The sequence below is a fragment of the Falsiroseomonas sp. HW251 genome (assembly GCF_050563545.1).
Taxonomy (GTDB): domain Bacteria; phylum Pseudomonadota; class Alphaproteobacteria; order Acetobacterales; family Acetobacteraceae; genus Falsiroseomonas.
The window spans coordinates 30005-53270 of record NZ_JBNXUM010000042.1 but is presented as its reverse complement, the minus strand read 5'-3'; the positions used below and the strand labels follow the sequence as shown (position 1 = coordinate 53270).

The following is a 23266-nucleotide window of genomic DNA, read 5'->3' as shown; positions in this document are numbered from 1 at the left end:
TAGTTCGGCCAGTCGCTGCCTCAGCATGGTGCGGCGCTTCGGCATGATGACGCCGCGCTCGAGCAGCACCGCTCGCAGCTGGTTGGTCAGCCGCGTCCTGGCCGCCACCGGGCGCTGGCGCGCCCGATGCAGCACCTGCAGGTCGAGCTGCGCCTCGTTCTTCAGCGACACGAAGCGCATGGTGGGGCGGGTCGCCGCCTCGGCGATCGCCTCGGCGTCGCGGTCATCAGTCTTCTGCGCCTTCACGTACGGCTGGACGTATTCCGGCGCTGTGATAGCCGTCGCTGTAGACCAGCTACAGCGACGGCTATCATAGCTACGCGGCGCTCGACGTCTCGGAATTCCGCCATGTCCGGGTCGACAAGGGCCGCGGCTACGCGCAAGGCCGCGCCCACATCAACAGCATCGAGAACTTCTGGAGCCAGGCCAAGCGCCACTTGAGACGCTACAACGGCATCCCCCGCCAAAGCTTCCCGCTATTCCTCGCCGAGTGCGAGTGGCGCTTCAACTACGCGCCGCCTCGCCGTCTGCTCAAAACCCTGGCGAACTGGATTGGCCTAGGACAAGCTTCGGACCCCCGTTCCTAGCCTTAACTAGGTCAACCCCTACTTTTTTTCTGGATGCGGGGACCCGCAAGTGTCTTGATTTGCTGCTGATAGGGTGATGCGGGGACCCGCATCAGCTTATGCCGAACAGTGCTGAGTGGCCCGGAGCGTAGTTAGTTAGCGTCGAGTTGCCGATCTTCATCTGTGTGCCGCTCGCCGCAGCAGCGACGTCGGCAGGTCGTCGCTGGATGCGCCGCCCCAAACGGACCGCTTTGGCGCAGTAGCGTGGTTCGATGGTAACACCTCAGGCGGCGTTGCCTCCTTGCCAAGTCAAGGCGAGCGGGTGCACCTGCGTCGACACCGAGCCCTGATCGCCGCCCTCGGAGGGTGATCCCGGGGACCGCTCCTTCCCCGCCTACAGCCAAAGTGGGCGGGAAGCAGACTCTCTCCACCACGGTGCAAGCGTCATCGAGTGGCTGAGGGGCGCCGTGCTCGGATCGACGCGATCCCCGGAGCCGTCAGGGCGCTGCGTGCGCCAGTGACGGCCAACCTCGACTTATGGTGTGCGTGACCTGCGCGGAAGGCGTCACCGCAGGCCAGCGACGGCTCGGGCGATTCGATCTGCCCCCTCGTCGAGATTGGCAGCCGATGTCGCGATCGAAAGCCTGAAATAGGGCGAGAGCCCATAGGCGGCGCCGGGCACCAGCGCGACGCCGACGCTCTCGAGGAAATACATCGCTACGTCGTCGTCGGTCGCCAGCCGGCGTCCTTCCGGTGTCAGGCGCCCGATCAGGCCTCCGCAATTCACGTAGAGATAGAAGGCCCCCTCCGGTGGCGCGCAGGCCAGACCGGGGATCGCGTTGATGCGAGCCACCATCCGGTCGCGTCTGGTACGATAGGTGGCGACGCTCTCGCCGACGAAGGACTGGTCGCCGTTGAGCGCCTCCACAGCCGCCGCTTGGCTGACCGAGCAGGCATTACCGGAGGCCTGCGACAGCAGTGTGCCCAGGGCGTCGATGATGTCGCGCGGGCCGGCCGCCCAGCCGATCCGCCAGCCCGTCATGGCATAGGTCTTGGAGACGCCGTTGACGGCCAGCGTGCGATCCTTCAACGCCGGCGCGGCGTTCAGCAGGTGCGGCGCCGGTCCGTTGCCACCGAAGCGGATGTGCTCGTAGATGTCGTCGGTCATCACCAGCACATGCCTGTGGTCGCGCAGCACCTCCGCCAGGGCGCGCCATTCTGCCAGCGAGTAGGTCGCGCCGGTCGGGTTGCTCGGCGAGTTGACGAGCAGCCAGCGCGTGCGCGGGGTTATCGCCGCGGCAAGCTGGCCCGGCGTCAGCTTGAAGCCCTGCGCCGCGGGGCATGCGATCGTCACGGGCGTCCCGCCGCAGGCAAGCGTCATGTCGGTGTAGGACACCCAGTAGGGCGCGGGGACGATGACCTCGTCGCCCGGCTCCAGCGTCGCCTCCAGCGCGCTGTAGATCGCGCTCTTGCAGCCATTGGTGACCACGATGTCGTCCGGCCCGTAGTCCAGCCCGTTCTCGCGCTTCAGCTTGGCGGCGATGGCCTGCCGCAGTTCCGGCGTGCCGGCCAGCATGGTGTAGCGCGTCGCGCCCTTGTCCATCGCCTCGGCCGCGGCGCGGCGGATGGCGGCGGGCGTGTCGAAGTCGGGCTCGCCCACGACGAGGCTGACGATGCTGCGGCCTTCCCGCCGCAGCGCCGCCGCACGATCGGCCGCCGCGGAGCTGGGCGACGGCTTGATCCGGCGGACCCGTTCCGCGACGCGGGGTTCTGCGGTCTCGGCGGCGGACATGGCAGCAGCGGGCTCCTCGGGCGATCGGGCGGCGACGCTAGTCGCGGCCGAAAGCCCTGGCCAAGACGAGTTCAAACTGGCCTTATAGGCATCTCTTATCGATCACCCCGCGCGGACCGGAGCGTGAACCTTAGGCGGCTGCAGTATTTCGTGAAGATCGTCGACACCGGCAGCCTGACACGGGCCGCCGACGTGCTGCTCATCGCCCAGCCCGCGCTCAGCCAGCAGCTCGCCACGCTGGAGCGCGAGGCCCGCCAGAAGCTGCTGATGCGCACCAAGCGCGGCGTCGTGCCGACCGAGGCCGGAAGGGTGCTCTACCGCCACGCGCAGCTCATCCTGCGCCAATGCGAGCAGGCGCGCGCCGACATGCACGCCGCGGCGCAGGAACTGGCCGGCGCGGTCGCGGTCGGCCTCGCGCCCGGCACGGCGGCGGCGGGGCTCGCGCTGCCGCTGCTGCGGACGGTGCGCGCGCGGCATCCCGGCATCGTACTTTATCTGAACGAGACCTATGGCAGCACGCTGTCCGAGCTCGTCATGAACGGCCGGATGGATTTCGCTGTGCTCTACGGCGGCAAGGCCGCGATGCATGGCCTGAGCTTCGTGCCGCTGCTGAAGGAGCGGCTCTGCGTGGTGGGGCCGGACCGCATGCCGGCGCCCGCGGCGGAGGTCCCCGTCCGCGACCTAGCCGACGTCGATCTCTTCGTCGCACGCCCCTACAACGTGGTCCGGCGCATGGTGGACGAGGCGTTCGCCGCCAACAGCATGACCCCGCGCGTGGTCGCCGAGATCGAGTCCGACAGCACGCTGAAGCAGGTGATCGCCGAGGGCCTGGGCGCGACGATCCTGCCGGAATCGATGGCGCGGCAGGTCGTGGCCTCCTGCGCGGCCTGGCAGCGCCGTATCGTCGATCCCGTGATCGAGGCGCCGCTCGCGCTCTGCCTGTCCGACCATCTTCCCCTATCGGAGCCGGCGCAGGCCGTGAAGCAGATCGTGCTGGAGCTGATCGAGGAGATGGCGCCGGCGCGGAACGGCGTCGCCGAGACGCGGCTTGCGTCATAAGCATGTCTTATCGGGCTAAACTCAATCCGTCTTGGCCATCCTGTCGGGACCGGAGATAGCCTTGCGCTTCGATCATCGGCCGGCGGGGCATGGAGCTCGACAGGATCAAGGCGTTCATCGACGCGATGGCGGCCTCCGACCTCGCGGAGATGACCTTCAGCGAAGGCGGCTGGACGCTGCGCCTGACGCGCGGGGCCGTGCACCGTGACGAGGCCGCGCCGGTGCCGTCGGCGTCCGCGCCGCGGCGTCCCGCTGCGCCGGACCGCGAGCCGCGCCTCGCGTCGAGACCGAAGCTAGCGGCCGCGACCGAGGCGGAGATCCGGTCGCCAATGCCCGGGATCGTCTATCTCCGCCCCGCCCCAGACAAGCCGGACTTCGTGTCCGCTGGCGCCCGCATCGCGCCGGGCGCGGTGATCTGCATGGTCGAGGCGATGAAGACCTTCCTCGAGGTCCGCGCCGATCGCGGCGGACTGGTCGACGCCATCCTCGTTGCCTCGGGCGACGAGGTGGAGCTCGGGCAGCCGCTGATGCGGATCGGGTGAGCGCGATGTTCGACAGCGTCCTCATCGCGAACCGCGGCGAGATCGCGCTCCGCGTCCAGCGGGCATGCCGCGCGCTGGGGTTGCGCACCGTCGCGGTGTTCTCCGAGGCCGATCGCGACCTGCCGCATGTCGCACTCGCCGACGTCGCGCTCTGCATCGGGCCGGCGTCAGCCACGCGCAGCTATCTCGACCAGGCGGCGATCCTCTTCGCGGCAAAGGCGTCGGGCGCGGGCGCGGTCCATCCGGGCTACGGCTTCCTCTCGGAGAACGCGGCCTTCGCCGAGCGGGTCGAGGCGGCGGGCCTCGTCTTCATCGGGCCGCGGCCCGACAGCATCCGCCTGATGGGCGACAAGATCGGGGCGAAGCGGGCGATGCGGGACGCCGGCGTGCCCTGCGTGCCGGGCGGCGACGACGCGCTGACGGGCGAGTTGGACGAGGCGCGCGTCGCCGCCGCGGCGATCGGCTATCCCGTCATCCTCAAGGCCGCCGGCGGCGGCGGCGGGCGCGGCATGCGGGTGGTCGCCGCCGACGGGAAACTGGCCGACGCGCTTGCCGTGACGACCGAGGAAGCGCGGCGCGCCTTCGGCGACGGCCGCGTCTATGTCGAGAAGTTCCTGGCGCATCCCCGGCATGTCGAGATCCAGGTGATCGCCGACGCGCATGGCAACGCCGTCTGGCTCGGCAGCCGTGACTGCTCCCTGCAGCGGCGGCACCAGAAGGTGGTGGAGGAAGCGCCGGCGCCGGGCCTCGCCGCCGATCTGGTGGACGCGATCGGCCAGGCCTGCGTCGAGGCCTGCCAGCGCATCGGCTATCGCGGCGTCGGCACCTTCGAGTTCCTGGTGGAGGACGGCGCCTTCCACTTCATCGAGATGAACACGCGCCTGCAGGTCGAGCATCCCGTGACCGAGATGACGGCCGGGCTCGACCTCGTGCAGTTGCAGCTGCGCGTCGCAATGGGCGAGCGCCTGCCCATCGCGCAGGAGGACGTGGTTTCCCGCGGCCACGCCATCGAATGCCGCATCAACGCGGAGGACCCGACGAGCTTCGCCCCCTCGCCCGGCCTGATCGCCGCGTGGTCGGCGCCGGGCGGGCCGGGCATCCGCATCGATACGCATGCCTCGGCGGGCTATCGCATGCCCGCGCATTACGACTCGCTTCTCGCGAAGCTGATCGTGCATGGCGACAGCCGGGCGGATGCGCTCGCGCGGCTGCGCGTGGCGCTCGACGAGATGCGCGTGGGCGGCATCGCGACCAATCTCGCCCTGCATCGGCGCATCCTCCGCGACGACGGATTCGTCGCGGGCGGCGTCGACATCCACCACCTCGAACGGCTCATGGCGGCGCGATGAGCGAAGAACCCACCGTCAGCCTGCTCGGCACCACCGCGCTGTTGTTCGAGGCGCCGGGCGGGACCACGCTGGCGACGCAGCGCCGCATCTGGGCGCTGGCGCGCGAGGCCGCGGGATGGCCGGACGTCGGCGAGGCCGTGCCGGGGATGAACAACCTGATGGTCACCTTCGCCCGGCCGCAGCGCGACTGGACGCCGGTGGCGGCGCGGCTGCTTGCGGCCTGGGCGGGGGTCGAGCCGCTGCCGCTGGACGGACGCTGCGTCGAGTTGCCGGTGGTCTATGGCGGCGAAGGCGGTCCGCACATGGCCGACGTCGTCGCGCATACCGGCCTCAGTCCCGACGAGGTCGCGGAGATCCACGCCGCGCCGACCTACCCCGTCTTCGCCGTTGGAAGCCATCCCGGCTACTGCTACCTCGGCGGGATGGATCCGCGGATCGCGACGCCGCGACGCCGGACGCCGGTGCTGCGCATCCCGGGCGGCGCGGTGTCGATCGGCGGCTCGCAGACCGGCGTGTCGGCCTCTCCCGGCCCCAGCGGCTGGAACACGATCGGCTCGACCGACATGGTCTTCTTTGACGTGGACCGCACGCCGCCCACGCTGCTGCAGCCCGGCGACAGCGTCCGCTTCCGCATCCTGCGGGTGCTGCGATGATCGAGATCCTGACGCCCGGCGCGCTCGCCACCGTGCAGGACCTTGGCCGCACCGGCGCACTGGGCTGGGGCGTCGGCGTGTCCGGCGCGATGGACGGCATGGCGCTCGCCGCAGGCAACATCCTGCTCGGCAACGCCGAGGACGCGGCGGCGATCGAGATCCCGGTCTTTCCCTTCCGCCTACGCTTCGCGACCGCCGCCGTCGTCGCGGTGACCGGCGCGAACGCCGCGGTCTCGCTGAACGGGCGCAGGATCCTGCCGTGGTGGGCGGCGCAGGCGGAAGCGGGCGACGTGCTGGAGATCGGGCCGCCCGGGCCCGCGGCCTGGCGCGCCGGCCGCGCCTATCTCTGCGTGGCGGGCGGGCTCGCGGTCGCGCCGGTGCTGGGCTCGCGGTCTACTCAGCTGCGCGGCGCCTTCGGCGGCCATGAGGGAAGGCCGCTGTGCGAAGGCGATCGCCTGCCGCTCGGGGCGCAGCCGTTTCGGGCTGCGTGCGCCGATTGCGGCCTGGTGCCGCCGGCACTCGACCTGCCGCTGGAGGCCGAGGGCATTGCCGCGGTGCGCGCGCTGCCGGCCGCGGAGCATGACCGCTTCACCGCGGCCGCGCTCGACGCCTTCTGGAACGAGCCCTGGAAGGTCACGCCGCAGAGCGACCGCTACGGCTTCCGCCTGGCGGGGCCGATCCTGGAGCTGCTGGCGCCGATGGAGTTGCGCTCCCACGGCATCGTGCCGGGCGTCGTGCAGGTGCCGCATGGCGGCCAGCCCATCGTGCAGATGCGCGACGCGCAGCCTTCCGGCGGCTATCCCAAGATCGCGACCGTGATCGAGGCCGATCTCTGGCGGCTCGGCCAGGCGCCGATCGGCAGCCGCATCCGCTTCATCCGCACCAATTGGGAGGAAGCAGTGGAGGCGCTGGATCGGAACAAGGCATGGCTCGCGGAGGCGCGCCGCCTGGTCGATCTGCGCCGCCTGCAGGAGCGCGCGGCATGAAGCTCGACGCCACGCTCGTCGCGACACTGTCGCGCTGGCTCGACGCGACGGACATCGACGGGCTGGAGCTGTCGGGGCCCGAGGGTGCGCTGACGCTTGGCCGCGCGGGCGCCGCACGGATTGCGGACGCCGCGCCCCGCCAAGCCGCCGCGCCGGTCGCGATCGCAGCGCCGTCGCCGGGCGTCTTCCTCGACCGGCATCCCCTGGCCGCCCACCCCTTCGCGGAAACCGGCGACGAGGTGGCGGAAGGCGAGCCGCTTGCCTGCCTGCAGGTCGGCGCGCTGCTCATCCCCGTTCGCGCGCCGGGCGCCGGCATCGTCGCGGAGCGCCTGGCCGAGCCCGGCACGCTCGTCGGCTACGGCACGCCCCTCTTCCGCCTTCACTCCCTGGCCCACGGGGAGCCCGCATGAAGCTCGACATCAACGCCGATCTCGGCGAGGGCTTCGGCCCCTGGACCATGGGCGACGACGCCGCGCTGCTCGACGTCGTGACCTCCGGGAACCTGGCCTGCGGCTTCCATGCCGGCGACCCGCTCATCATGCGGCGAACGGTCGAGATGGCGAAGGCGCGCGGCGTCGACATCGGCGCGCATGTCGGCTTCCCCGACCGGCAGGGCTTCGGCCGCCGCCCGATGCAGGTCGAGATCCCGGAACTCGCCGCCATGGTGGTCTATCAGCTCGGCGCGCTCGCGGGGATCGCGCGCGCGGCCGGGGCACGCATGACGCATATGAGCTTCCACGGCGCGCTCGGGAACATGGTGGCGGCGGACCGCGCGCTGGCCTTCCCGCTGCTCGAGGCCGTGGCGGCGTTCGACGCCTCGCTGACGATCCTGACCTCCTCGAGCGTCGCGATCGAGGGCGCGGCCGCCGAGCTCGGCCTCGGCACGGCCATCAGCTTCCTCGCCGACCGCGCCTATGGCGATGACGGGCTCCTCGTGCCGCGCAGGCTGCCCGGCGCCGTCATCCACGACCGGCAGGCCGTGCTGGAACGCATCCTGCGGCTGCTGCGCGAGGGCTGCGTGATCACCGCGAGCGGCACGCGCCTGCCGACCCAGGCCCGCTCGATCCTCGTCCATGGCGACACGCTGGGCGCGGTCGACCTTGCGCGCGCGATCCGCGCGGCGATCGTCGCGGAGGGCGGCCAAGTGGTCCCGCTGTCTCGCCTGGACGCCGAGGCCGACGGCCATAAGAGCACCTTATCCCGCCAAACCGAAACCGTCTTGGCCGGCCCGCTTCCGCCTCGGGTAGCGTGAGCGGCGAGAGAGGAAGCGCATGCCGTTTTCCGATTACAGGATAGCCCTCGTCACCGGCGCCTCTTCCGGCATCGGCGCCGCAATCGTGCGGCGCTTCCGGCGCGAGGGGCTCGCGGTGCACGCCGTAGCGCGCAACGCCGATGCGCTGACCTCGCTCGCCGCGGGGACCGGCTGCATCGCTCATGCAATGGACGTCGCGGACCTGCCCGCCATCACGCGCCTCGTCGCCTCGACCGAGATCGACGTCCTGGTGAACAACGCCGGCGTGGACCGCCCGCGAAAGTTCCTGGATGCCGAGGGCGACGACATTGACACCCTGGTGGACGTCAACCTGCGCGCCGTCCTGCATCTCTGCCGGCTGGTCGTGCCCGGCATGGTCGCGCGGGACCGCGGCCATGTCGTCAACATCAGCTCCATCGCGGGAGCTTATAATTTCGGCGGCAACTCCACCTACCACGCCACCAAGGCGGCGGTGAGCATGCTATCCCGCCAGCTCCGCATCGACGTCTTCGGCAAGCGCGTCCGCGTCACCGAGATCTGCCCTGGCCGCGTCGCGACCGACATCTTCGCCCATGTCCATGGCGACACGCCGGAGACGCGGGCCAAGTTCATCGAGGGCTACGAACTGCCCGAGGCATCGGACGTCGCCGACGCCATCGCCTTCGCGATCGCGGCGCCGGTCGCGGTGAACATCGGCCATCTCGAGATCACGCCGACGCTCCAGGTGCCCGGCGGGCTTTCGACCGCCCGCCCGTCATCCCCGCCTCCGGCCGGCTGAGGCGACGATGTCCGGCTTCGACGTCATGGCGATCCTGTCGAAACCGGAGTTCGCCTGGCTGCTCGTCCATGGCGTCCAGATGACGCTCGTCGTCTTCGCGGGATCCTGGCTGCTCGCGATGAGCCTGGCGGCCGTCCTGCTCGGCGTCCGCATGCTACCCTCCCGCGTCGCCGAGGGCGGCGTCGCCGCCTACATCTCCTACCACCGCAATGTGCCGACGCTGGTGCAGCTGATGTTCTGGTACTTCGGCATCGCGAGCCTGCTGCCGCCGGACGTGCAGTTCTCGCTCGCCGACCACAACAGCGAGGCGGTCTTCGCCATCATCGCGCTGGGTCTCTGCCAGGCCGCCTATTTCAGCGAGGATCTGCGATCCGGCCTGCGCGCCGTGCCGAAAGGCCAGTGGGAAGCGTCGCGCGCCCTGGGTCATTCCTACATCGGCGCGATGCGCTGGGTGCTGATGCCGCAAGCCGTCCGCAACGCCGGCCCGGCGATCGTCAACCACACGGTCTCGCTGTTCAAGAACAGCAGCCTCGCCATGGCGATCGGCGTGTCGGAGCTGCTGCACGTCGTCAAGGAGATCGAGAGCCGCACCTTCCGCGCCTTCGAGGCCTATCTGCTGGGCACGCTGATCTACCTCGCCTGCACGCTGCTGCTGATGGCCTTTGGCGCCTGGCTCGAACGGCGCAACCGCGCGATGCGGCCGGTCGCATGACGATGCTGTCCACCATCGTCGGCATCGTGCAGGACAACTGGCTCCTGCTGCTGATCGGCCAGTATCCGAACGGGCCGCTGGGGGGCATCGCGGCTACGCTGATCCTGTCGGTGCTGGGCATCGCCTGCGCCTTCCCGCTCGGCGTGGCGATGGCGCTGGCGAGCCTGTCGCCGTGGCGGGCGCTGCGGCTTCCCGTCTTCGCCCTGGTCTACCTCGCGCGCGGCATTCCGCTGCTGCTGATCATCCTCTGGGTCTATTTCCTGCTGCCGCTGCTGATCGGGCACAGCGTGCCGGGCTTTGTGACGATGCTGGTGACGCTCGCGATCTACGAGGCGGCCTTCATCAGCGAGATCGTGCGCAGCGGCATCCAGGCGCTGCCGAAGGGCCAGATGGAGGCGGCGCGCTCGCTCGGCCACGGCCATCTCGGCGCGATGCGCTGGGTGATCCTGCCGCAGGCGCTGTTCAACACGATCCCGAGCATCCTCAGCCAGTTCGTCTCCACCATCAAGGAGACGACGCTCGGCTACATCATCAACGTGCCGGAACTGACCTTCGCGGCGGGGCAGATCAACAACCGCCTGATGATCAAGCCCTTCGAGGTCTATGCGATCCTGGCGATCGCCTACTTCGTGGTGTGCTGGACGCTGACCTGGCTGGTGCATGTGCTGGAGCGTCGGATCGCGGCGAGCCGCACGCAGCAGCCAGCCGCGGTGGCGCCCCCGTCCTTCCTGACGCCGCGACCGGGAGAGGCCTGAGCGATGAGCGCATCCCGCGACGAGATGATCGGCTTCAGGGGCGTCAATAAGTTCTACGGCCCGCTCGCCGCCCTGGTGGACGTCACGGAATCCGTCGGCCGGGGGGAGGTCGTGGTGGTCTGCGGCCCGTCGGGATCGGGCAAGTCCACCCTGATCCGCACCGTCAATCGGCTGGAGGAGATCCAGTCCGGATCGATCTTCTTCGACGGACGCGACGTGCACGCGAAGATGAGCAGCGCGCAGCTCAATCACCTGCGTGGGCGAATCGGCTTCGTCTTCCAGAGCTTCAACCTCTTCCCGCATCTCTCGGCGCTGGAGAACGTGATGCTCTCGCCGATGAAGGTGAACGGGACGGCGCGGGCAGAGGCGCGGGAGAAGGCGCTGGCCCTGCTCGACCGGGTGGGGCTGTCGGCGAAGCGCGATGCCTTCCCGGGACAGCTTTCCGGCGGCCAGCAGCAGCGCGTGGCGATCGCCCGCGCGCTGGCGATGGAGCCGCCCGCCATGCTTTTCGACGAGCCGACCAGCGCCCTCGACCCCGAGATGGTGACCGAGGTGCTGACCGTCATGCGCGGCCTCGCCCAGGACGGGATGACCATGATGTGCGTGACCCACGAGATGGGCTTCGCGCGCGACGTGGCCGATCGCGTCTGGTTTATGGACGAGGGCCGCATCGTCGAGACCGCGCCGCCGGAAGATTTCTTCGGCCGCCCCCAGCATCCACGCGCGCAACGCTTCCTGTCGGAGCTGCGCACGAGGTGAACCGAATCTGCAACGGCTAGAGGAGAACGGACATGAAGACGCGTAGATCGATGCTGGCCCTGGGGCTTGTCGCCCTCGGGGTCACCGCGGCGCCGCCAGCCAAGGCGGACCAGCTTGCCGACATCATGCAGCGGCGGGAGCTGCGCTGCGCGACCTTCGCCGACGTGCCGCCCTTCGCCGCGCCGGATCCGCGCACGCGCGAGATGGTCGGCCACGACGTCGATCTCTGCCGTGCCATCGCGCGCCGCTGGGGCGTGCAGGCCCGCATCACGCCGGTCTCGGTCGAGGCGCGCGTGCCGGAAGTCCGGCTCGGCCGCGTCGACCTGACCATCGCGAACCTCGCCTATACGCTGAGCCGCGCGGAGCAGGTCCAGTTCAGCGATCCCTACTATCTCGCGAAGGAAATGCTCGCCGTCCGCGCCAACGATCCTGGCCGCACGCGTGCGGACTATACCGGCCGACGCCTCGCCTCGACGCGTGGGTCGACCTCGGAACTCGCGATCCGCATGAACAACTCCGAGCCGCTGACCTTCGCGGACACCGGATCCGCCTTCATGGCAGTCCAGCAGAACCGCGCCTTCGGCATCGTGGCCAACACGATGACGATCACCAAGATCGTCAACGACTCGCAGACCCAGGGCATTCCGATGCGCATGATCGCCGAGCCGATGGCCTTGCAGCCGATCGGCATCGGGATGAAGCGCGACGAGCCTGCAATGCTCGCGCGGGTGAACGAGACGCTGCAGGCGATGGAGGCGGACGGCGAGCTGACCGCGATCTGGAACCGATGGCTCGGTCCCGACACCGAGTTCAAGATGGAGCGCACCGATCGCGTGACGCCCTTCTCGCAGCTGCAGTTCACGCCGCTGCCCTGAAGCGCACCCGTCCGGCCGGGGCCACTTGTGCACCGGCCGGACGGGAATAGGCTGCACCGGCCTGCACACCGGCGCATGGCCGGACGGGGAAGGGAACGACATGAAGCGACGCGACCTCATGCGGGGCGCCGCGGCTGCGACAGCGGCGCTCGTCGCCCCGTGCCTAGCCGCGGCCCAGGGCAGCCGCGCGCTGCGCTTCGTGCCGCACACCGAGCTCGTCGTGCTCGATCCCACCTGGAGCAACCCGCTCGTCACGCGTAACCACGCCTTCCTGGTCTTCGACACGCTGTTCGGCCAGGACGACGCCTATCGCGCGCGGCCGCAGATGCTCGAAGGCTTCGTGGTAGAGAATGATGGCCTGCGCTGGATGCTGACGCTGCGCGAGGGGTTGCGCTTCCACGACGGGGAGAGGGTGCTGGCCCGCGACGCCGTGGCGAGCATTAGGCGCTGGAGCCGTCGGGATCCCTTTGGCCAGGCGCTGATGGCTGCGACCGACGAGCTGTCGGCGCCGGACGACCGGACCATCGTCTTCCGCCTGAAGAAGCCCTTCCCGCTGCTGCCGGACGCGCTGGGCAAGACGAGCGCGATGATGCCCGCGATCATGCCGGCGCGGCTGGCCGAGGGCGATCCGAACCGGGCGGTCCCGGAACTCGTCGGCAGCGGCCCGTTCCGCTTCAAGGCCGACGAGCGGCTGGCCGGCGACCGCGCAGTGTATGAGCGGTTCGCCGCCTATGTGCCCAACCCGAATGGCCCTACCCAGGGCACAGCCGGGCCCAAGGTCGCGCACTTCGACCGCATCGAGTGGAAGATGATGCCCGATGCCTCCACCGCCGCGTCGGCCCTGCGCACCGGCGAGGTGGATTGGTGGGAGATGCCGCCGCCCGACAACCTGCCGCTCCTGCGCCGGTCGCGCGGAATCGTCGTCGACATGATCGACCCGACGGGCCAGATACCGACCTTCCGCATCAACCACCTCCATCCGCCCTTCGACAATTCTGCCATCCGCCGCGCGCTGCTGGGCGCGGTGGACCAGCGCGACGTGGTGATGGCGATCGCGGGCGACGACCGCGATCTCTGGCGCACCGGCGTCGGCTTCTTCACGCCGGGCTCGCCGCTGGCGAGCGACGACGGCCTGGAGGCGCTGCGCGTCCGCCCACCGGAACAGGTGCGGCGCGACCTGCTCGCGGCCGGTTATGACGGCACGCCGGTGCTGTTCATGGTCTCCGCGGACAGCCCGATGAACAACGCGACGGGCCAAGTCGTGGCGGATGCCTTCCGCCGCTGCGGGCTGAACATCGACTACACGGCGCTCGACTTCGGCACGGTGGTGCAGCGGCGCCTGAAGCCGGAGCCGGTCGCGCAGGGCGGCTGGAACGGCTACTGCTCCGGCGCGTCGGGGATCGAGCAGATGCTGCCGGCGACGCACCTGATGCTGCGCGGCAACGGCATGACGGGCCCGAACATCGGCTGGCCCACCAGCGCCGAGATCGAGCGCCTGCGCGCCGCCTGGTTCGACGCGCCGGATCTGCCAGCGCAGCAGGTGCTCGCCCGGCAATTGCAAAGCCAAGCCCTGATCGACGTGCCCTATGTCCCGCTGGGCCAGGTGCTGCAGCCCAGCGCCTATCGCAGCGACATCAAGGACGTGCTGCGCGGCATGCCGCTGTTCTGGAACGTCCGGCGCGGCTGACTGCACGAAGCAGGTCTTTGCCGTGAGGGCTTTCGTTATAGGCCGATGCAGGCGTCGACTAAGCGACTGTTTAGACACGAAGTTCGGGATGCGGGGACCCGCATCGGCTTATGCCGAACGGCACCGGTACTTCCGGACGAAGCGCCGAGGTGCCGCGCTCCGATACGTAAAACGACAACCCGAAAGGGCTACTGGGAACCAGAAGCGGATTTCGGCTCCGGCCGCCCGAATGTCCGAAGCCTGATTTCACTCAAGACCTCCTTGCGAACACGCCGGACTTGTCCCACCCAAGCCTCGGGCCAAGCAGACGCCGTCACCGTCAGACAGGCGTCGAACGCGGCCACCGCCTCCTCCAGCCGCGCCGTCCCCGCCTCGCGCGACCCGAGCACCGAGAGCGCGTTGCCGAGGTTCATCTGCGCCCTAGCCCACTCGAGCGGCACGCGCGCGCGCGTCAGCTCCTCCAGCGCCGCCCGATAGGCCGCCACCGCCGTCTCCAGCCGCGCCGTCCCTGTCTCGCGCGACCCGAGCACCAAAAGCGCGGTGCCTAGGTTCATCTGCGCCTTAGCCCACTCGAGCGGCACACGCGCGCGCGTCAGCTCTTCCAGCGCCGCGCGGTAGGCCGTCACCGCCGCCTCCAGCCGCGCCGTCCCCGCCTCGCGCGACCCGAGCACCCGCAGCGCACCGCCGAGATTCATCTGCGCCCTCGCCCACTGCAGCGGCACGCGCTCGCGCGTCCACTCCTCCAGCGCCGCCCGGTATGCCGTCGCCGCCTCGTCCAGCCGTGCCGTCCCCGCCTCGCGCGACCCGAGCACTTGGAGGGCGTTGCCGAGGTTGTTCTGCGTTGTTGCCCAGTCGAGCGGCACGCGCGTGCGCGTCCTCTCCTCCAACGCCGCCCGGTAGGCCGCCACCGCCTCCTCCAGCCGCGCCGTCCCCGCCTCACGCTCCCCGAGCACCTGCAGCGCATTGCCAAGGTTGTTCTGCGTCATTGCCCAATCGAGCGGCACGCGCTCGCGCGTCCGCTCCTCGAGTGCCGCCCTGTAGGCCGCCACCGCCGCTTCCAACCACGCCGTCCCCGTCTCGCGCGCCCCGAGCGCCTGGAACGCATTGCCGAGGCTGTTCTGCGTCATCGCCCAGTGCAGCGGCACGCGCTCGCGTGGCTGCTCCTCCAGGGCCGCCCGGTAAGCCGCCACCGCCTCGTCCAGCCGCGCCGTCCCGGTCTCACGCTCCCCGAGCGCGAGAAGCGCATTGCCGAGGTTCATCTGCGACCTCGCCCACTGCAGCGGCACACGCGCGCGCGTCCGCTCCTCCAGCGCTGCCCGGTAGGCCGCTACCGCCTCCTCCAGCCGCGCTGTCCCCGCCTCGCGCTCCCCGAGCGCCTGGAGTGCACTGCCGAGGTTGTTCTGCGTCGTCGCCCAGTCGAGCGGCACGCGCTCGCGTGTCCACTCCTCCAGCGTCGCCCGATAGGCCGCTACCGCCTCCTCCAGCCGCGCTGTCCCCGCCTCACGCTCCCCGAGCGCCCAGAGCGCAGTCCCGAGGTTGTTCTGCGTCATCGCCCAATCGAGCGGCGCGCGCGCGCGCGTCCTTTCCTCCAGCGCCGCCCGGTAGGCCGCCACCGCCTCCGCCAGCCGCGCCGTCCCCGCCTCGCGCGACCCAAGCATCTGGAGCGCATTGCCGAGGTTGTTCTGCACCGTCGCCCATAGGAGCGGCACGCGCGGGCGCGTCCACTCCTCCAGCGCCGCCCGGTAGGCAGCCACCGCCTCCTCCAGCCGCGCCGTCCCCGCCTCACGCTCGCCGAGCGCCCAGAGCGCGTTGCCGAGGTTATTCTGCGTCGCTGCCCAGTCGAGTGGCGCGTGCGTGCGCGTCCGCTCGTCCAGCGCCGCCCGGAAGGCCGCTACCGCCTCCTCCAGCCTCCACGTTCCCGGCTCGCGCTCCCCGAGCACCAGGAGCGCATTGCCGAGGTTGTTCTGCGTCGCTGCCCAGTCGAGCGGGTCAGCAGCGCGATCGGACGCACGGACGAGGGTGCGGTAGCGCTCGATGGCCAACGCAGCAGCCCGGTTGTCACCGCGCTCGGACCCCTGCTCGTAAAGTGCGTTCGCCTCCTTCTGCCGATACGCGCGGCGGTCCTCTTGGCGCGTCGTGGGGACCTTGCTGGCCGCCTCGGCATAATGCCCGGCCGCCTCAGCATAGCGCAGCCGGGTCATCGCCACATCACCACGACGGCCATCCGCCTCCGCCGCCCGCAACCAGCGCCGCTCGGCAGCCATCTGCGCATCGCGCGCCAACTGCTCCGCCTGGCGCGCCGCCGCCGCCTCACGCTCGCTCGCCCGAAGCAGCAGCGCGTCCGCCTCGTCATAGCGACCCGCGTCGATCGCTGCGCGCGCCTGCCGGGCCAACTCGGCCGCGGCCGGATCATCGGTGTCGAGCACCGACCATCGTTCCACGAGGGCCCGATGCCGTGCCGCGACCTCGCCCAGCTTGAGCGGGATCTGCTCGGGGGGCACGTCACTCTCGCCGACGATGCGGAAGAAGCCGATCACCGCCTCCCGCGTGAAGCCAAGCTGCGCACCAAGCTCTGCCGCCCTCGCCTCCGCCCGCGCCCGTGCCTCGGCGCCCACCGCGATCTGCTGCGAGAAGACCTCCACCAGCCGGATCTGTTCGGCCGGGGGCAGGCCGATGGTGATCGGGCTGTTCTCGATGCGCCCTGCAGCCACGCCGCCCGGCGCCTCGATCCGCATCTGCGCGAGGACAGGCTCGGGCGCGACGGCCAGCAGGCAAGGAAAGAGCAGGCAGAGCGGCAGGCGGGCGCTCATCGCGGCGTCGCCGGGGCCGCCGGCGGGTTCACGGTGATCGGGCTGTTCGTGATGGTGTTGGCCCCTACGCCTCCTGGGGCGCTGATCGTGGTCTGCCCGCCCTGGCCCTGCCCTGGTGCCAGGTCCGGTGTGTAGACGAAGGTCAGCACGAAGAGGGCGAGTGCGCCGCCGGCACGGATGGCAAGGCCTCCGCCCTTCCAGCCTAGCTCGAGGAAGCCGGGGATGGTCGCGCCGAGCACGGCGACTGCGAAGCTGAGCACCACCCGAACCACGAAGAAGATCTGCTCGGAGGCGAAGGGCTCGTTGCGCACCGCCAAAAACACCGCCAAGCCGACCGCCACCAGGGCTGCGAGCATCGCCGCAGCGCGATCGAACCAGAACCCTGTGCCCGCTTGACGGGCCGTTGCCCTCGCCATCGGCTGTTCCCTCCGTCTAACAGGGCAGCCTACCAAAGAAGCGGGAAGCACAGCGCAAAGCATCTTAGGGTGTGCGGCGCGCGATCTCTACCGGTGGCGATCGCGGCTTGCATCCCGAGACATACTTGTCGTTGAGGCAGGTGTATTCGGCCGAATAGATGCTACACCTTCGGTTGATAGCCCGTGCCGGGGTGTCAACGGACAGATAACATCCTTGCTCGCCTCCTGGCGGGCAACCCCCAAGGGCTGACGACCCAGGATGCGGCCCGCCTAATCGGCCACGACACCACCTTCGTTGCGGCGGCACTGGCCCGGCTCGCAAACGGAGAGCAGGTGGCGTTCCGCGGCGACCGGCGCTCGGTCGAAGCGGTGGACGTCCCGCTCACCGTCGATCACCATAGCGTGCCGGCTTTCGGAGGAGGCGTATCCGTGACCCGTCGTGACGCGCTTCTCGCCTCGGCGCTGGCCGGCCTCGCGAGGCCGCTTGCCGCGCAAGGCCAGTCCGAGGCCTTTGCGTCGCGTCCGATCCGCCTGGTAGTGCCCTTCCCGGCCGGCGGCATCAGCGACGTCCTCGCCCGCGCCGTGGCGGACGCGCTGACGCCTCGCCTCGGGCAGCCCGTCGTCATAGACAACCGGCCCGGCGCCGGCGGCAACCTCGGCGCGGAATTCGTCGCGCGCGCCACGCCCGATGGCTACACGCTGCTCGCCGCCGGGCCGCCGTGATGGGAGTCGCCAAGGCGCTGTACCAGCGGCTGAACTACGATCCGGACGCGGATTTCGTGCCGATCGGCGTGCTTGGCGCCGTGCCGAACGTGCTGGTGATCAACGCGCGCTCGCTGCCGGACCCGTCGCTGGCGGGCCTGATCGCCGCGGCAAAGGCGCGGCCCGGTGCGCTGACCTATGCCTCGAGCGGGAGCGGTTCGGTCACCCATCTCCTCGGGGAGCTGTTCTCCGCCGAAGCCGGCATCCAGCTGTTGCACGTGCCGTATCGCGGCAACGCGCAGGCCATGTCCGACCTCGTCGGCGGGCAGGTGAACATGCTGTTCGATGCCGTCGCGACGTCCCTGCCGCTGATCCAGGCCGGCGGCGTCCGCGCGCTCGGCGTCACCTCGCGCGAGCGGGTATCGGAGCTGCCGCATGTACCGAGCCTGGTGGAACTCGGCATGCCCGACATGCATGCGCCGAGCTGGACCGCCGTCTACGCCCCTGCGGGGGCGCCGCAGCCGGTGCCCACCGGCGACCTACTACCGCTGGTATGAGCGCCACCTGAGCGGCGGGCCGGAGGCACTGGCCGACAGGCCCTCGCGGCCCAATCGCGTCTGGAACCGCATCCCCGACGATGTCCGCAGCCGCATCGTCGATCTGGCACTCGCCGAGCCCGAGCTGTCGCCGCGCGAGTTGGCGGTGCGGTTCACCGACGCCTAGCGGTACTTCATCTCGGAAGCCTCGGTCTATCGCCTGCTCAAGGCGCAAGACCTGATCACCGCCGCCGCCATGGCACCGAGCTGCCTCACCCAGCCCGGCGTGAGGGTGGAGCATTCGACCGCCAGCGCGCCGGCCGGCATGCCCGACAGCGCGCCAGTACCCGGCCGGGTCCAGACATCTCGGGAGGCCTCGTCGTCGCGCAGCATCGCCATCACGATGTCGGCGCCCGCGGCCGCCTCGGCCGGCGTGGCCACGACCCGGGCCCCCACGACGGCCAGCGCCGCTGTCGCTTCCGGCGTGCGGTTCCACACCGTTACCAGGTGGCCTGCCGTGAGAAGGCGCCCCGCCATGCGCGACCCCATCGCGCCGAGGCCAAGGAAGCCGATCCGTGCGAGCCCGTCCGTGCTCATCGCATGCTCCGTCTGATGCGGGTGCCACCATGCGCAGGGCGGCGCGGCCCGGACACGCTGTGCGACGCACGGGTCCCGTGCGAGGCTTGCAGCAATGGACACTGAGACCCTCCGCATCTTCGCCGAGGTCGCGCGGCTTGGCAGCTTCGCGGCGGTAGCGCGGGCGCGCGAAACAGAGCCCTCCACCATCTCGCGCGCCGTCGCGGCGCTGGAGGCCGGGATCGGGGTCCCGCTGCTGCAGCGCTCCACCCGTCGCCTCGCGCTGACGGAGGCCGGCCATGCCTATCTCGCGCGGGCCGCGCGCGTGATCGAGGAGCTGGACCGCGCGGCGGAGGACGCGACGGCGACCACGGGCGGGCCAGCGGGGACGCTGCGTCTGACGGCCTCGGTCGCCTTCGGCCAGCGCTGTGTCGTGCCCCTGCTGCCGTCTCTCCGCGCTGCCCATCCGGCGTTGCGCCTGGAGCTGCTGCTGAGGGACGGCGTGCTGGATCTGGTCGCCGAGCGTGTGGACCTGGCCATCCGCCTGGCGCCGCGTGTCAGCGGCGATGTCGTCGCGGCGCGGCTGATGCCGACGCGCTACCGCGTCGTGGCGAGCCCGGCCTACCTGCGTGACGCGCCGCCGCTGGCCGAGCCCTCTGACCTGGCGCGGCATCGCTGCCTTCTCTCCGCGCTGCCCGACTACCGCGCGCGCTGGCGGTTCCGGCGCGGCTCGGCCGCCGTGACCGCCGTCGAGGTGGCAGGCGACCTCGCGACGACGAATGCGCTGGCGCTGCGCGATTGCGCCCTGGCGGGCATGGGGCCTGCGCTGCTGGCGGACTGGCTGGTCGGCGCGGACCTCGCCGCCGGCCGGCTGGTGGATCTGCTGCCCAACTGGCGCGCTGCGGCGACGGAGTTCGAGACGGCAGCCTGGCTCGTGTACCCGACGCGCGCCTTCCTGCCGGCGAAGGTGCGCGCGGTCATCGATTTTCTGCGCCGGCATCTTCCCGCGGCAGCCGGCGCGGCATGACGCGTCAGCCGTCGCGTCCGGCCTGCAGCGCGGCCCAGATGCGTGCCGCCGTCGCGGGCTGGGTTTCCAGCCTGCCGCCGGCCCGCGCCAGGGCATCGTTCACCGCGTTCATGTAGGCGCCGATCGCGCCCATCGTGCCGCCTTCGGCCATGCCCTTGATGCCCGCCGGCGTGTGCGGATTGGGCGTGTCCATGTGACGCAGCTCGAAGGCGGGCAGGTCGGCGGCGCGGCCGATCGCGTAGTCCATGAAGCTCGCCGCCACCATCTGGCCGGAGGCGTCGTAGGCCGCGTGCTCCAGCGCCGCACCGGAAAGGCCCATGGCGACGGCGCCATGCGTCTGGCCGGCGACAACCATCGGGTTGATTAGCGTTCCCGCATCCTCCGCGGCGACGTAGCGGAGCAGCGCGCAGACGCCGGTCTCAGGGTCGATCTCCACCACGCAGGCATGCGCGCTGTTGCTGAAGGTCAGGTCGGGCGGGTCGTAGGCGAAGACCTCGTGCAGGCCGGGCGTCGTGCCGGCGGGCAGGCGCAGCGGATCGAGATGCGCGGTGCGGGCGATCTCGGGCAGCGTCAGCCCGGCAGGTTCCAGACCGCCGGCCACGCGCTGCATCACCATGCCGTTGCTGAGCTCCAGCCCGTCGGCGCTGTTGCGGCCAAGCAGCGCGGCCGCGATCGCCAGCAGCTTCGCCTTGAGGCGACCGGACGCGACGTAAAGCCCGCCGCCACCCGCCGCGGCGCCGCGGCTGCCGCGGCTGCCCATGCCATAGGGCGCGATGTCGGTATGGCCGAGCTGGACCAGAACATCGTCCGGCCTGCAGCCGAGGCCGGCCGCGACGGCCTGCGCCAGCGTCGTCTCGTAGCCCTGGCCCGAGCCCATCAACCCGCAGCTCGCCATTACGGCGCCGGAGGGCTCGATGCGTACGGACACCGCCTCATGGCCGGAACCGGGGATGCCGGCCGCCTTGTAGAAGGCCGAGCCATAGGTGGTGCTCTCCACCACGCTGCACAGCCCGATGCCGAGCAACCGGCGCGGCTCTGCACCCTGCCGGGCGCGCAGCGCGTCGTAGCCGATCGCCTGCGCCGCGGCCTCCAGCGTCGCGCGGGGTGTGATCGCCTCGTAGCGCTGGCCGGAGGCGCTGGTCCAGGGCAGGTCCTCGGGCGCGAGCGTGTTACGCCGGCGCAGCTCGAGCGGATCGAGGGAGAGGGCGCGCGCGATGGCGTCCATCGTGCCCTCCATGACCCAGGCCGCGATCGCCATTGGCGCGCGCATCGGGCCGGAGGGGCATTTGTTCGTCAGCCAGACCTTCGTCTCGTAGCCATAGTCGCGGAGCCGGTAGGGACCGGGGACGATGAGCGCGATCATCCGCGCGATGTAGTCGGCGGGGAAGAAGCACCAGGCGCCGAAATCCACCTCGATCGCGCAGCGCAGCGCGAGCAGTCGGCCGTCATCGGCGACAGCGGCGCGGGTCACGATGGTCTCCTCGCGCGCATGCAGGCTGGCGGTCAGGTTCTCGCCCCGCGTCTCGCGCCAGCGCACCGGGCGGCCCAGCAGGCGCGCCGCGGCGGCGCAGGCCAGCTCCTCGCGCATCGGCACGATCTTCTGGCCGAAGCCGCCACCCATCTCCGGCGAGACGACCGTGACCTGCCATTCGCGCAGCCCGAGCCGCGCGGCGAGCGCGGTGCGGTAGGGATGCGGCGCCTGCGTGCCGACCTCGAGCGTCAGGTGCTCCCGCCCCGCATCCCAGCGGGCGAGGCACCCGCGCGGCTCGAGCGGCGCATGGGTCTGGCGGTGCTGGCCGAAGCGCGCCTCCACCACCTGCGCCGCGCGTGCGAAGGCGGCGTCCAGCCCCGGCGTGGCGAAGCGCTGCTCGGCCACCAGGTTGGACGGCAGCGCCGGATCGACGAGCGCGGTGCCGCCGATGGCGTCCGCGACCGAGGCGACGGCCGGCAGCGGATCCCACTCGACGGCGACGAGCTCCGCCGCGTCCTCCGCCGCGCGGCGCGTGGTCGCCAGCACGACGGCGACCGGATCGCCGACGAAGCGCGCGCGGTCGGCCGGCATGGGCGGCGTCTCGACCGGCTGCAGGCCGGAGATCGGCGGCGCCAGGCGGAGCGTCGTCACCGCGCGCCCGATCGCGGCGCCGTCCAGCACGGCGACGACGCCCGGGACCACCAGCGCGGCCGAGAAGTCCATGCCGGCAATGCGCGTATGCGCATGCGGGCTGCGGACGAAGACCGCGTGCAGGGTGTTCGCCGGCGCCTCGATATCGTCCCCATAGGTGCCGAGCCCGCGCAGCAGCCGCGCATCCTCGCGACGCCGCAGCGGCTGGCCGAACGCGCCGGCCGGCGCGGCCGTGGCGTTCATGCCGCGAGCCGCTGGCCACTGGCGCGGTCAAACAGGTGCAGGCGCGCCGGGTCGAGACCGACTTCCAGCGCCTCGCCCTCGCGCACCGGCCACTCCTTCGGCACGCGCAGCACCATGGAGGAGTCGCCCGGCGCGCTCACCTCCACATGCGTCTCGGAGCCCAGCGGCGAGACGAGGTCCACGCGCGCCGCGATCCGCGCCGGCGCCTCGGCGGGACGCGCGATGTCCTCCGGCCGCAGGCCGAGCACGACCTCCTGCCCCGGGCGCGCGGCGGGGCGGGCCAAGGGAAGGCGCAGCTCGCCGCGGCGGAAGCCGCCGGCATCGTCGATCACGCCCTCCACGAGGTTCATCTGCGGGCTGCCGAGGAAGGTGGCGACGAAGACATTGGCCGGGCGGTCGTAGATGCCCGCGGGCGTGTCGAGCTGCTGGATGACGCCGCCTTTCATGACCGCGATCCGGTCGGCGAGCGTCATCGCCTCCGCCTGGTCGTGCGTGACATAGACGAAGGTCGCGCGCAGCCGGTGGTGCAGCCGCTTGATGAGCGAGCGCATGGTGAGCCGAAGCCCGGCATCCAGGTTCGACAATGGCTCGTCCATCAGGAACACCGCGGGTTCCCGCACGATGGCTCGGCCGAGCGCGACGCGCTGGCGCTGCCCGCCGGACAGCTGGCTCGGCCGGCGGTCGAGGAGATGCGTGATCTCGAGCTCCGCCGCGACCTCCCTCATCAGCCGCTCCGCCTCGGCGCCAGGGACGCCGCGCAGGCGGAGCGGGAAGCTGATATTCTCGGCGACCGTCTTGTTCGGATAGAGCGCGTAGGATTGGAACACCATCGCGACCTCCCGCTTGTGCGGCGGCAGCCAGGTGACGTCGCGCTCACCGAAGCGGAGCCGGCCTTCGCTGACGTCCTCGAGCCCAGCGATCATGTTGAGCGTTGTGGTCTTGCCGCAGCCGGACGGGCCGAGCAGCACCATGAACTCGCCATGCGCGATGGACAGGTCCAGCCGGTCCACGATGGTGAGCTTGCCGAAGCGCTTGGTGACGGCTTCGCAGGTGATGGAGGTCATCTTTC

Annotated in this window: 22 protein-coding genes and 3 pseudogenes; 18 read left to right on the top strand and 7 right to left on the bottom strand. The window is 70.9% G+C overall.

Translation table 11 applies throughout. From position 1 onward, the window contains the following. Window positions 1-276: pseudogene (locus ACLF3M_RS32060) on the bottom strand (IS110 family transposase); the annotation flags it as partial. Window positions 277-296: 20 nt separating this feature from the next. On the opposite strand from ACLF3M_RS32060, the pseudogene ACLF3M_RS32055 reads away from it, so the two are divergent. Next, window positions 297-587 (top strand): annotated as a pseudogene (locus ACLF3M_RS32055) (transposase); the annotation flags it as partial. A gap of 544 nt (window positions 588-1131) precedes the next feature. On the opposite strand, the gene ACLF3M_RS32050 reads toward ACLF3M_RS32055, so the two are convergent. Next, a complete protein-coding gene (locus tag ACLF3M_RS32050; RefSeq protein ID WP_430661089.1) occupies window positions 1132-2358 on the bottom strand; it encodes an aspartate transaminase in 1227 nt (408 codons plus the stop codon). A 123-nt stretch (window positions 2359-2481) separates the two neighbouring features. Between ACLF3M_RS32050 and nac the strand changes: the two genes are divergently transcribed. The 13 genes from nac (at window position 2482) to ACLF3M_RS31985 (ending at window position 13765) form a co-directional block, all read left to right on the top strand. After that, a complete protein-coding gene (nac, locus tag ACLF3M_RS32045) occupies window positions 2482-3417 on the top strand; it encodes a nitrogen assimilation transcriptional regulator NAC (protein WP_430661088.1) in 936 nt (311 codons plus the stop codon). Between the two features lie 89 nt (window positions 3418-3506). Beyond that, complete coding sequence (locus tag ACLF3M_RS32040) at window positions 3507-3959, top strand: acetyl-CoA carboxylase biotin carboxyl carrier protein (RefSeq protein ID WP_430661087.1); 453 nt, start codon at window positions 3507-3509, stop codon at window positions 3957-3959. A 5-nt stretch (window positions 3960-3964) separates the two neighbouring features. Continuing rightward, the gene (gene accC / locus ACLF3M_RS32035) at window positions 3965-5308 is read left to right on the top strand and encodes an acetyl-CoA carboxylase biotin carboxylase subunit (RefSeq protein WP_430661086.1); all 1344 of its coding nucleotides are present in this window, start codon (window positions 3965-3967) and stop codon (window positions 5306-5308) included. After that, complete coding sequence (gene pxpB / locus ACLF3M_RS32030; protein WP_430661085.1) at window positions 5305-5961, top strand: 5-oxoprolinase subunit PxpB; 657 nt, start codon at window positions 5305-5307, stop codon at window positions 5959-5961. Before accC ends, pxpB begins: the two co-directional genes overlap by 4 nt. Continuing rightward, complete coding sequence (locus tag ACLF3M_RS32025) at window positions 5958-6947, top strand: biotin-dependent carboxyltransferase family protein (RefSeq protein WP_430661084.1); 990 nt, start codon at window positions 5958-5960, stop codon at window positions 6945-6947. Before pxpB ends, ACLF3M_RS32025 begins: the two co-directional genes overlap by 4 nt. Beyond that, window positions 6944-7357 carry an acetyl-CoA carboxylase biotin carboxyl carrier protein gene (locus ACLF3M_RS32020; protein WP_430661083.1) on the top strand — a complete coding sequence of 138 codons (414 nt, stop codon included), beginning with the start codon at window positions 6944-6946 and terminating at the stop codon, window positions 7355-7357. The genes ACLF3M_RS32025 and ACLF3M_RS32020 overlap by 4 nt, the downstream gene beginning before the upstream one ends. Then, window positions 7354-8199, top strand: coding sequence for a LamB/YcsF family protein (locus ACLF3M_RS32015; RefSeq protein WP_430661082.1), 846 nt, complete (start codon window positions 7354-7356; stop codon window positions 8197-8199). The genes ACLF3M_RS32020 and ACLF3M_RS32015 overlap by 4 nt, the downstream gene beginning before the upstream one ends. Before the next feature lie 19 nt (window positions 8200-8218). Beyond that, window positions 8219-8977, top strand: a complete 759-nt coding sequence (locus tag ACLF3M_RS32010) for an SDR family oxidoreductase (RefSeq protein WP_430661081.1) — start codon at window positions 8219-8221, stop codon at window positions 8975-8977. Window positions 8978-8984: 7 nt separating this feature from the next. Next, on the top strand, window positions 8985-9689 hold the full coding sequence (locus ACLF3M_RS32005) for an amino acid ABC transporter permease (protein WP_430661080.1): 705 nt from the start codon (window positions 8985-8987) through the stop codon (window positions 9687-9689). Continuing rightward, window positions 9686-10444, top strand: coding sequence for an amino acid ABC transporter permease (locus ACLF3M_RS32000; protein ID WP_430661079.1), 759 nt, complete (start codon window positions 9686-9688; stop codon window positions 10442-10444). The genes ACLF3M_RS32005 and ACLF3M_RS32000 overlap by 4 nt, the downstream gene beginning before the upstream one ends. A gap of 3 nt (window positions 10445-10447) precedes the next feature. Then, window positions 10448-11203, top strand: a complete 756-nt coding sequence (locus tag ACLF3M_RS31995; protein ID WP_430661078.1) for an amino acid ABC transporter ATP-binding protein — start codon at window positions 10448-10450, stop codon at window positions 11201-11203. A 32-nt stretch (window positions 11204-11235) separates the two neighbouring features. Then, window positions 11236-12078 carry an ABC transporter substrate-binding protein gene (locus tag ACLF3M_RS31990; RefSeq protein WP_430661077.1) on the top strand — a complete coding sequence of 281 codons (843 nt, stop codon included), beginning with the start codon at window positions 11236-11238 and terminating at the stop codon, window positions 12076-12078. Window positions 12079-12178: 100 nt separating this feature from the next. Continuing rightward, window positions 12179-13765 (top strand): ABC transporter substrate-binding protein, encoded by a 1587-nt coding sequence (locus tag ACLF3M_RS31985; RefSeq protein WP_430661076.1) that lies wholly within the window; start codon window positions 12179-12181, stop codon window positions 13763-13765. A gap of 188 nt (window positions 13766-13953) precedes the next feature. On the opposite strand, the gene ACLF3M_RS31980 is transcribed toward ACLF3M_RS31985, so the two are convergent. Further along, on the bottom strand, window positions 13954-16575 hold the full coding sequence (locus ACLF3M_RS31980; protein ID WP_430661075.1) for a tetratricopeptide repeat protein: 2622 nt from the start codon (window positions 16573-16575) through the stop codon (window positions 13954-13956). Next, entirely contained in the window at window positions 16572-16931 is a 360-nt protein-coding gene (locus ACLF3M_RS31975) for a hypothetical protein (RefSeq protein WP_430661074.1), read from the bottom strand. Before ACLF3M_RS31975 ends, ACLF3M_RS31980 begins: the two co-directional genes overlap by 4 nt. Window positions 16932-17420: 489 nt before the next feature. Between ACLF3M_RS31975 and ACLF3M_RS31970 the strand changes: the two genes are divergently transcribed. From ACLF3M_RS31970 to ACLF3M_RS31960, 3 genes and pseudogenes are all read left to right on the top strand, one after another. Beyond that, a complete protein-coding gene (locus tag ACLF3M_RS31970) occupies window positions 17421-17714 on the top strand; it encodes a Bug family tripartite tricarboxylate transporter substrate binding protein (RefSeq protein ID WP_430661073.1) in 294 nt (97 codons plus the stop codon). Next, window positions 17714-18250 (top strand): Bug family tripartite tricarboxylate transporter substrate binding protein, encoded by a 537-nt coding sequence (locus tag ACLF3M_RS31965; protein ID WP_430661072.1) that lies wholly within the window; start codon window positions 17714-17716, stop codon window positions 18248-18250. Before ACLF3M_RS31970 ends, ACLF3M_RS31965 begins: the two co-directional genes overlap by 1 nt. Then, window positions 18222-18485 (top strand): annotated as a pseudogene (locus tag ACLF3M_RS31960) (helix-turn-helix domain-containing protein); the annotation flags it as partial. The gene ACLF3M_RS31965 and the pseudogene ACLF3M_RS31960, both read left to right, overlap by 29 nt. On the opposite strand, the gene ACLF3M_RS31955 reads toward ACLF3M_RS31960, so the two are convergent. Continuing rightward, entirely contained in the window at window positions 18443-18826 is a 384-nt protein-coding gene (locus ACLF3M_RS31955; protein WP_430661071.1) for an NAD(P)-binding domain-containing protein, read from the bottom strand. The pseudogene ACLF3M_RS31960 and the gene ACLF3M_RS31955 overlap by 43 nt on opposite strands. A gap of 94 nt (window positions 18827-18920) precedes the next feature. Here ACLF3M_RS31955 and ACLF3M_RS31950 point away from each other — a divergent pair, with 94 nt between their 5' ends. Further along, window positions 18921-19832 carry a LysR family transcriptional regulator gene (locus ACLF3M_RS31950; RefSeq protein WP_430661070.1) on the top strand — a complete coding sequence of 304 codons (912 nt, stop codon included), beginning with the start codon at window positions 18921-18923 and terminating at the stop codon, window positions 19830-19832. 4 nt (window positions 19833-19836) lie between these two features. Here the strand turns inward: ACLF3M_RS31950 and ACLF3M_RS31945 are convergent, their stop codons facing one another. Next, window positions 19837-22197: a xanthine dehydrogenase family protein molybdopterin-binding subunit gene (locus ACLF3M_RS31945; protein ID WP_430661069.1), complete on the bottom strand. Its 2361-nt coding sequence runs from the start codon at window positions 22195-22197 to the stop codon at window positions 19837-19839. Then, entirely contained in the window at window positions 22194-23261 is a 1068-nt protein-coding gene (locus ACLF3M_RS31940) for an ABC transporter ATP-binding protein (RefSeq protein ID WP_430661068.1), read from the bottom strand. Before ACLF3M_RS31940 ends, ACLF3M_RS31945 begins: the two co-directional genes overlap by 4 nt. Window positions 23262-23266: the final 5 nt, after the last annotated feature.

Excerpts from the sequence above, each read along its gene's own strand:
- ACLF3M_RS31955 (WP_430661071.1), bottom strand. The coding sequence starts at position 18,826 with ATGAGCACGGACGGGCTCGCACGGATCGGCTTCCTTGGCCTCGGCGCG.
- accC (WP_430661086.1), top strand. The coding sequence starts at position 3,965 with ATGTTCGACAGCGTCCTCATCGCGAACCGCGGCGAGATCGCGCTCCGC.
- ACLF3M_RS31950 (WP_430661070.1), top strand. The coding sequence starts at position 18,921 with ATGGACACTGAGACCCTCCGCATCTTCGCCGAGGTCGCGCGGCTTGGC.
- ACLF3M_RS31945 (WP_430661069.1), bottom strand. The coding sequence starts at position 22,197 with ATGAACGCCACGGCCGCGCCGGCCGGCGCGTTCGGCCAGCCGCTGCGG.
- ACLF3M_RS32010 (WP_430661081.1), top strand. The coding sequence starts at position 8,219 with ATGCCGTTTTCCGATTACAGGATAGCCCTCGTCACCGGCGCCTCTTCC.
- ACLF3M_RS31975 (WP_430661074.1), bottom strand. The coding sequence starts at position 16,931 with ATGCTCGCAGCCCTGGTGGCGGTCGGCTTGGCGGTGTTTTTGGCGGTG.
- ACLF3M_RS32025 (WP_430661084.1), top strand. The coding sequence starts at position 5,958 with ATGATCGAGATCCTGACGCCCGGCGCGCTCGCCACCGTGCAGGACCTT.
- ACLF3M_RS32005 (WP_430661080.1), top strand. The coding sequence starts at position 8,985 with ATGTCCGGCTTCGACGTCATGGCGATCCTGTCGAAACCGGAGTTCGCC.
- ACLF3M_RS32015 (WP_430661082.1), top strand. The coding sequence starts at position 7,354 with ATGAAGCTCGACATCAACGCCGATCTCGGCGAGGGCTTCGGCCCCTGG.
- ACLF3M_RS31990 (WP_430661077.1), top strand. The coding sequence starts at position 11,236 with ATGAAGACGCGTAGATCGATGCTGGCCCTGGGGCTTGTCGCCCTCGGG.
- ACLF3M_RS31940 (WP_430661068.1), bottom strand. The coding sequence starts at position 23,261 with ATGACCTCCATCACCTGCGAAGCCGTCACCAAGCGCTTCGGCAAGCTC.
- pxpB (WP_430661085.1), top strand. The coding sequence starts at position 5,305 with ATGAGCGAAGAACCCACCGTCAGCCTGCTCGGCACCACCGCGCTGTTG.
- ACLF3M_RS32020 (WP_430661083.1), top strand. The coding sequence starts at position 6,944 with ATGAAGCTCGACGCCACGCTCGTCGCGACACTGTCGCGCTGGCTCGAC.
- ACLF3M_RS31995 (WP_430661078.1), top strand. The coding sequence starts at position 10,448 with ATGAGCGCATCCCGCGACGAGATGATCGGCTTCAGGGGCGTCAATAAG.
- ACLF3M_RS31985 (WP_430661076.1), top strand. The coding sequence starts at position 12,179 with ATGAAGCGACGCGACCTCATGCGGGGCGCCGCGGCTGCGACAGCGGCG.
- ACLF3M_RS32040 (WP_430661087.1), top strand. The coding sequence starts at position 3,507 with ATGGAGCTCGACAGGATCAAGGCGTTCATCGACGCGATGGCGGCCTCC.
- ACLF3M_RS31965 (WP_430661072.1), top strand. The coding sequence starts at position 17,714 with ATGGGAGTCGCCAAGGCGCTGTACCAGCGGCTGAACTACGATCCGGAC.
- ACLF3M_RS32000 (WP_430661079.1), top strand. The coding sequence starts at position 9,686 with ATGACGATGCTGTCCACCATCGTCGGCATCGTGCAGGACAACTGGCTC.
- ACLF3M_RS32050 (WP_430661089.1), bottom strand. The coding sequence starts at position 2,358 with ATGTCCGCCGCCGAGACCGCAGAACCCCGCGTCGCGGAACGGGTCCGC.
- ACLF3M_RS31980 (WP_430661075.1), bottom strand. The coding sequence starts at position 16,575 with ATGAGCGCCCGCCTGCCGCTCTGCCTGCTCTTTCCTTGCCTGCTGGCC.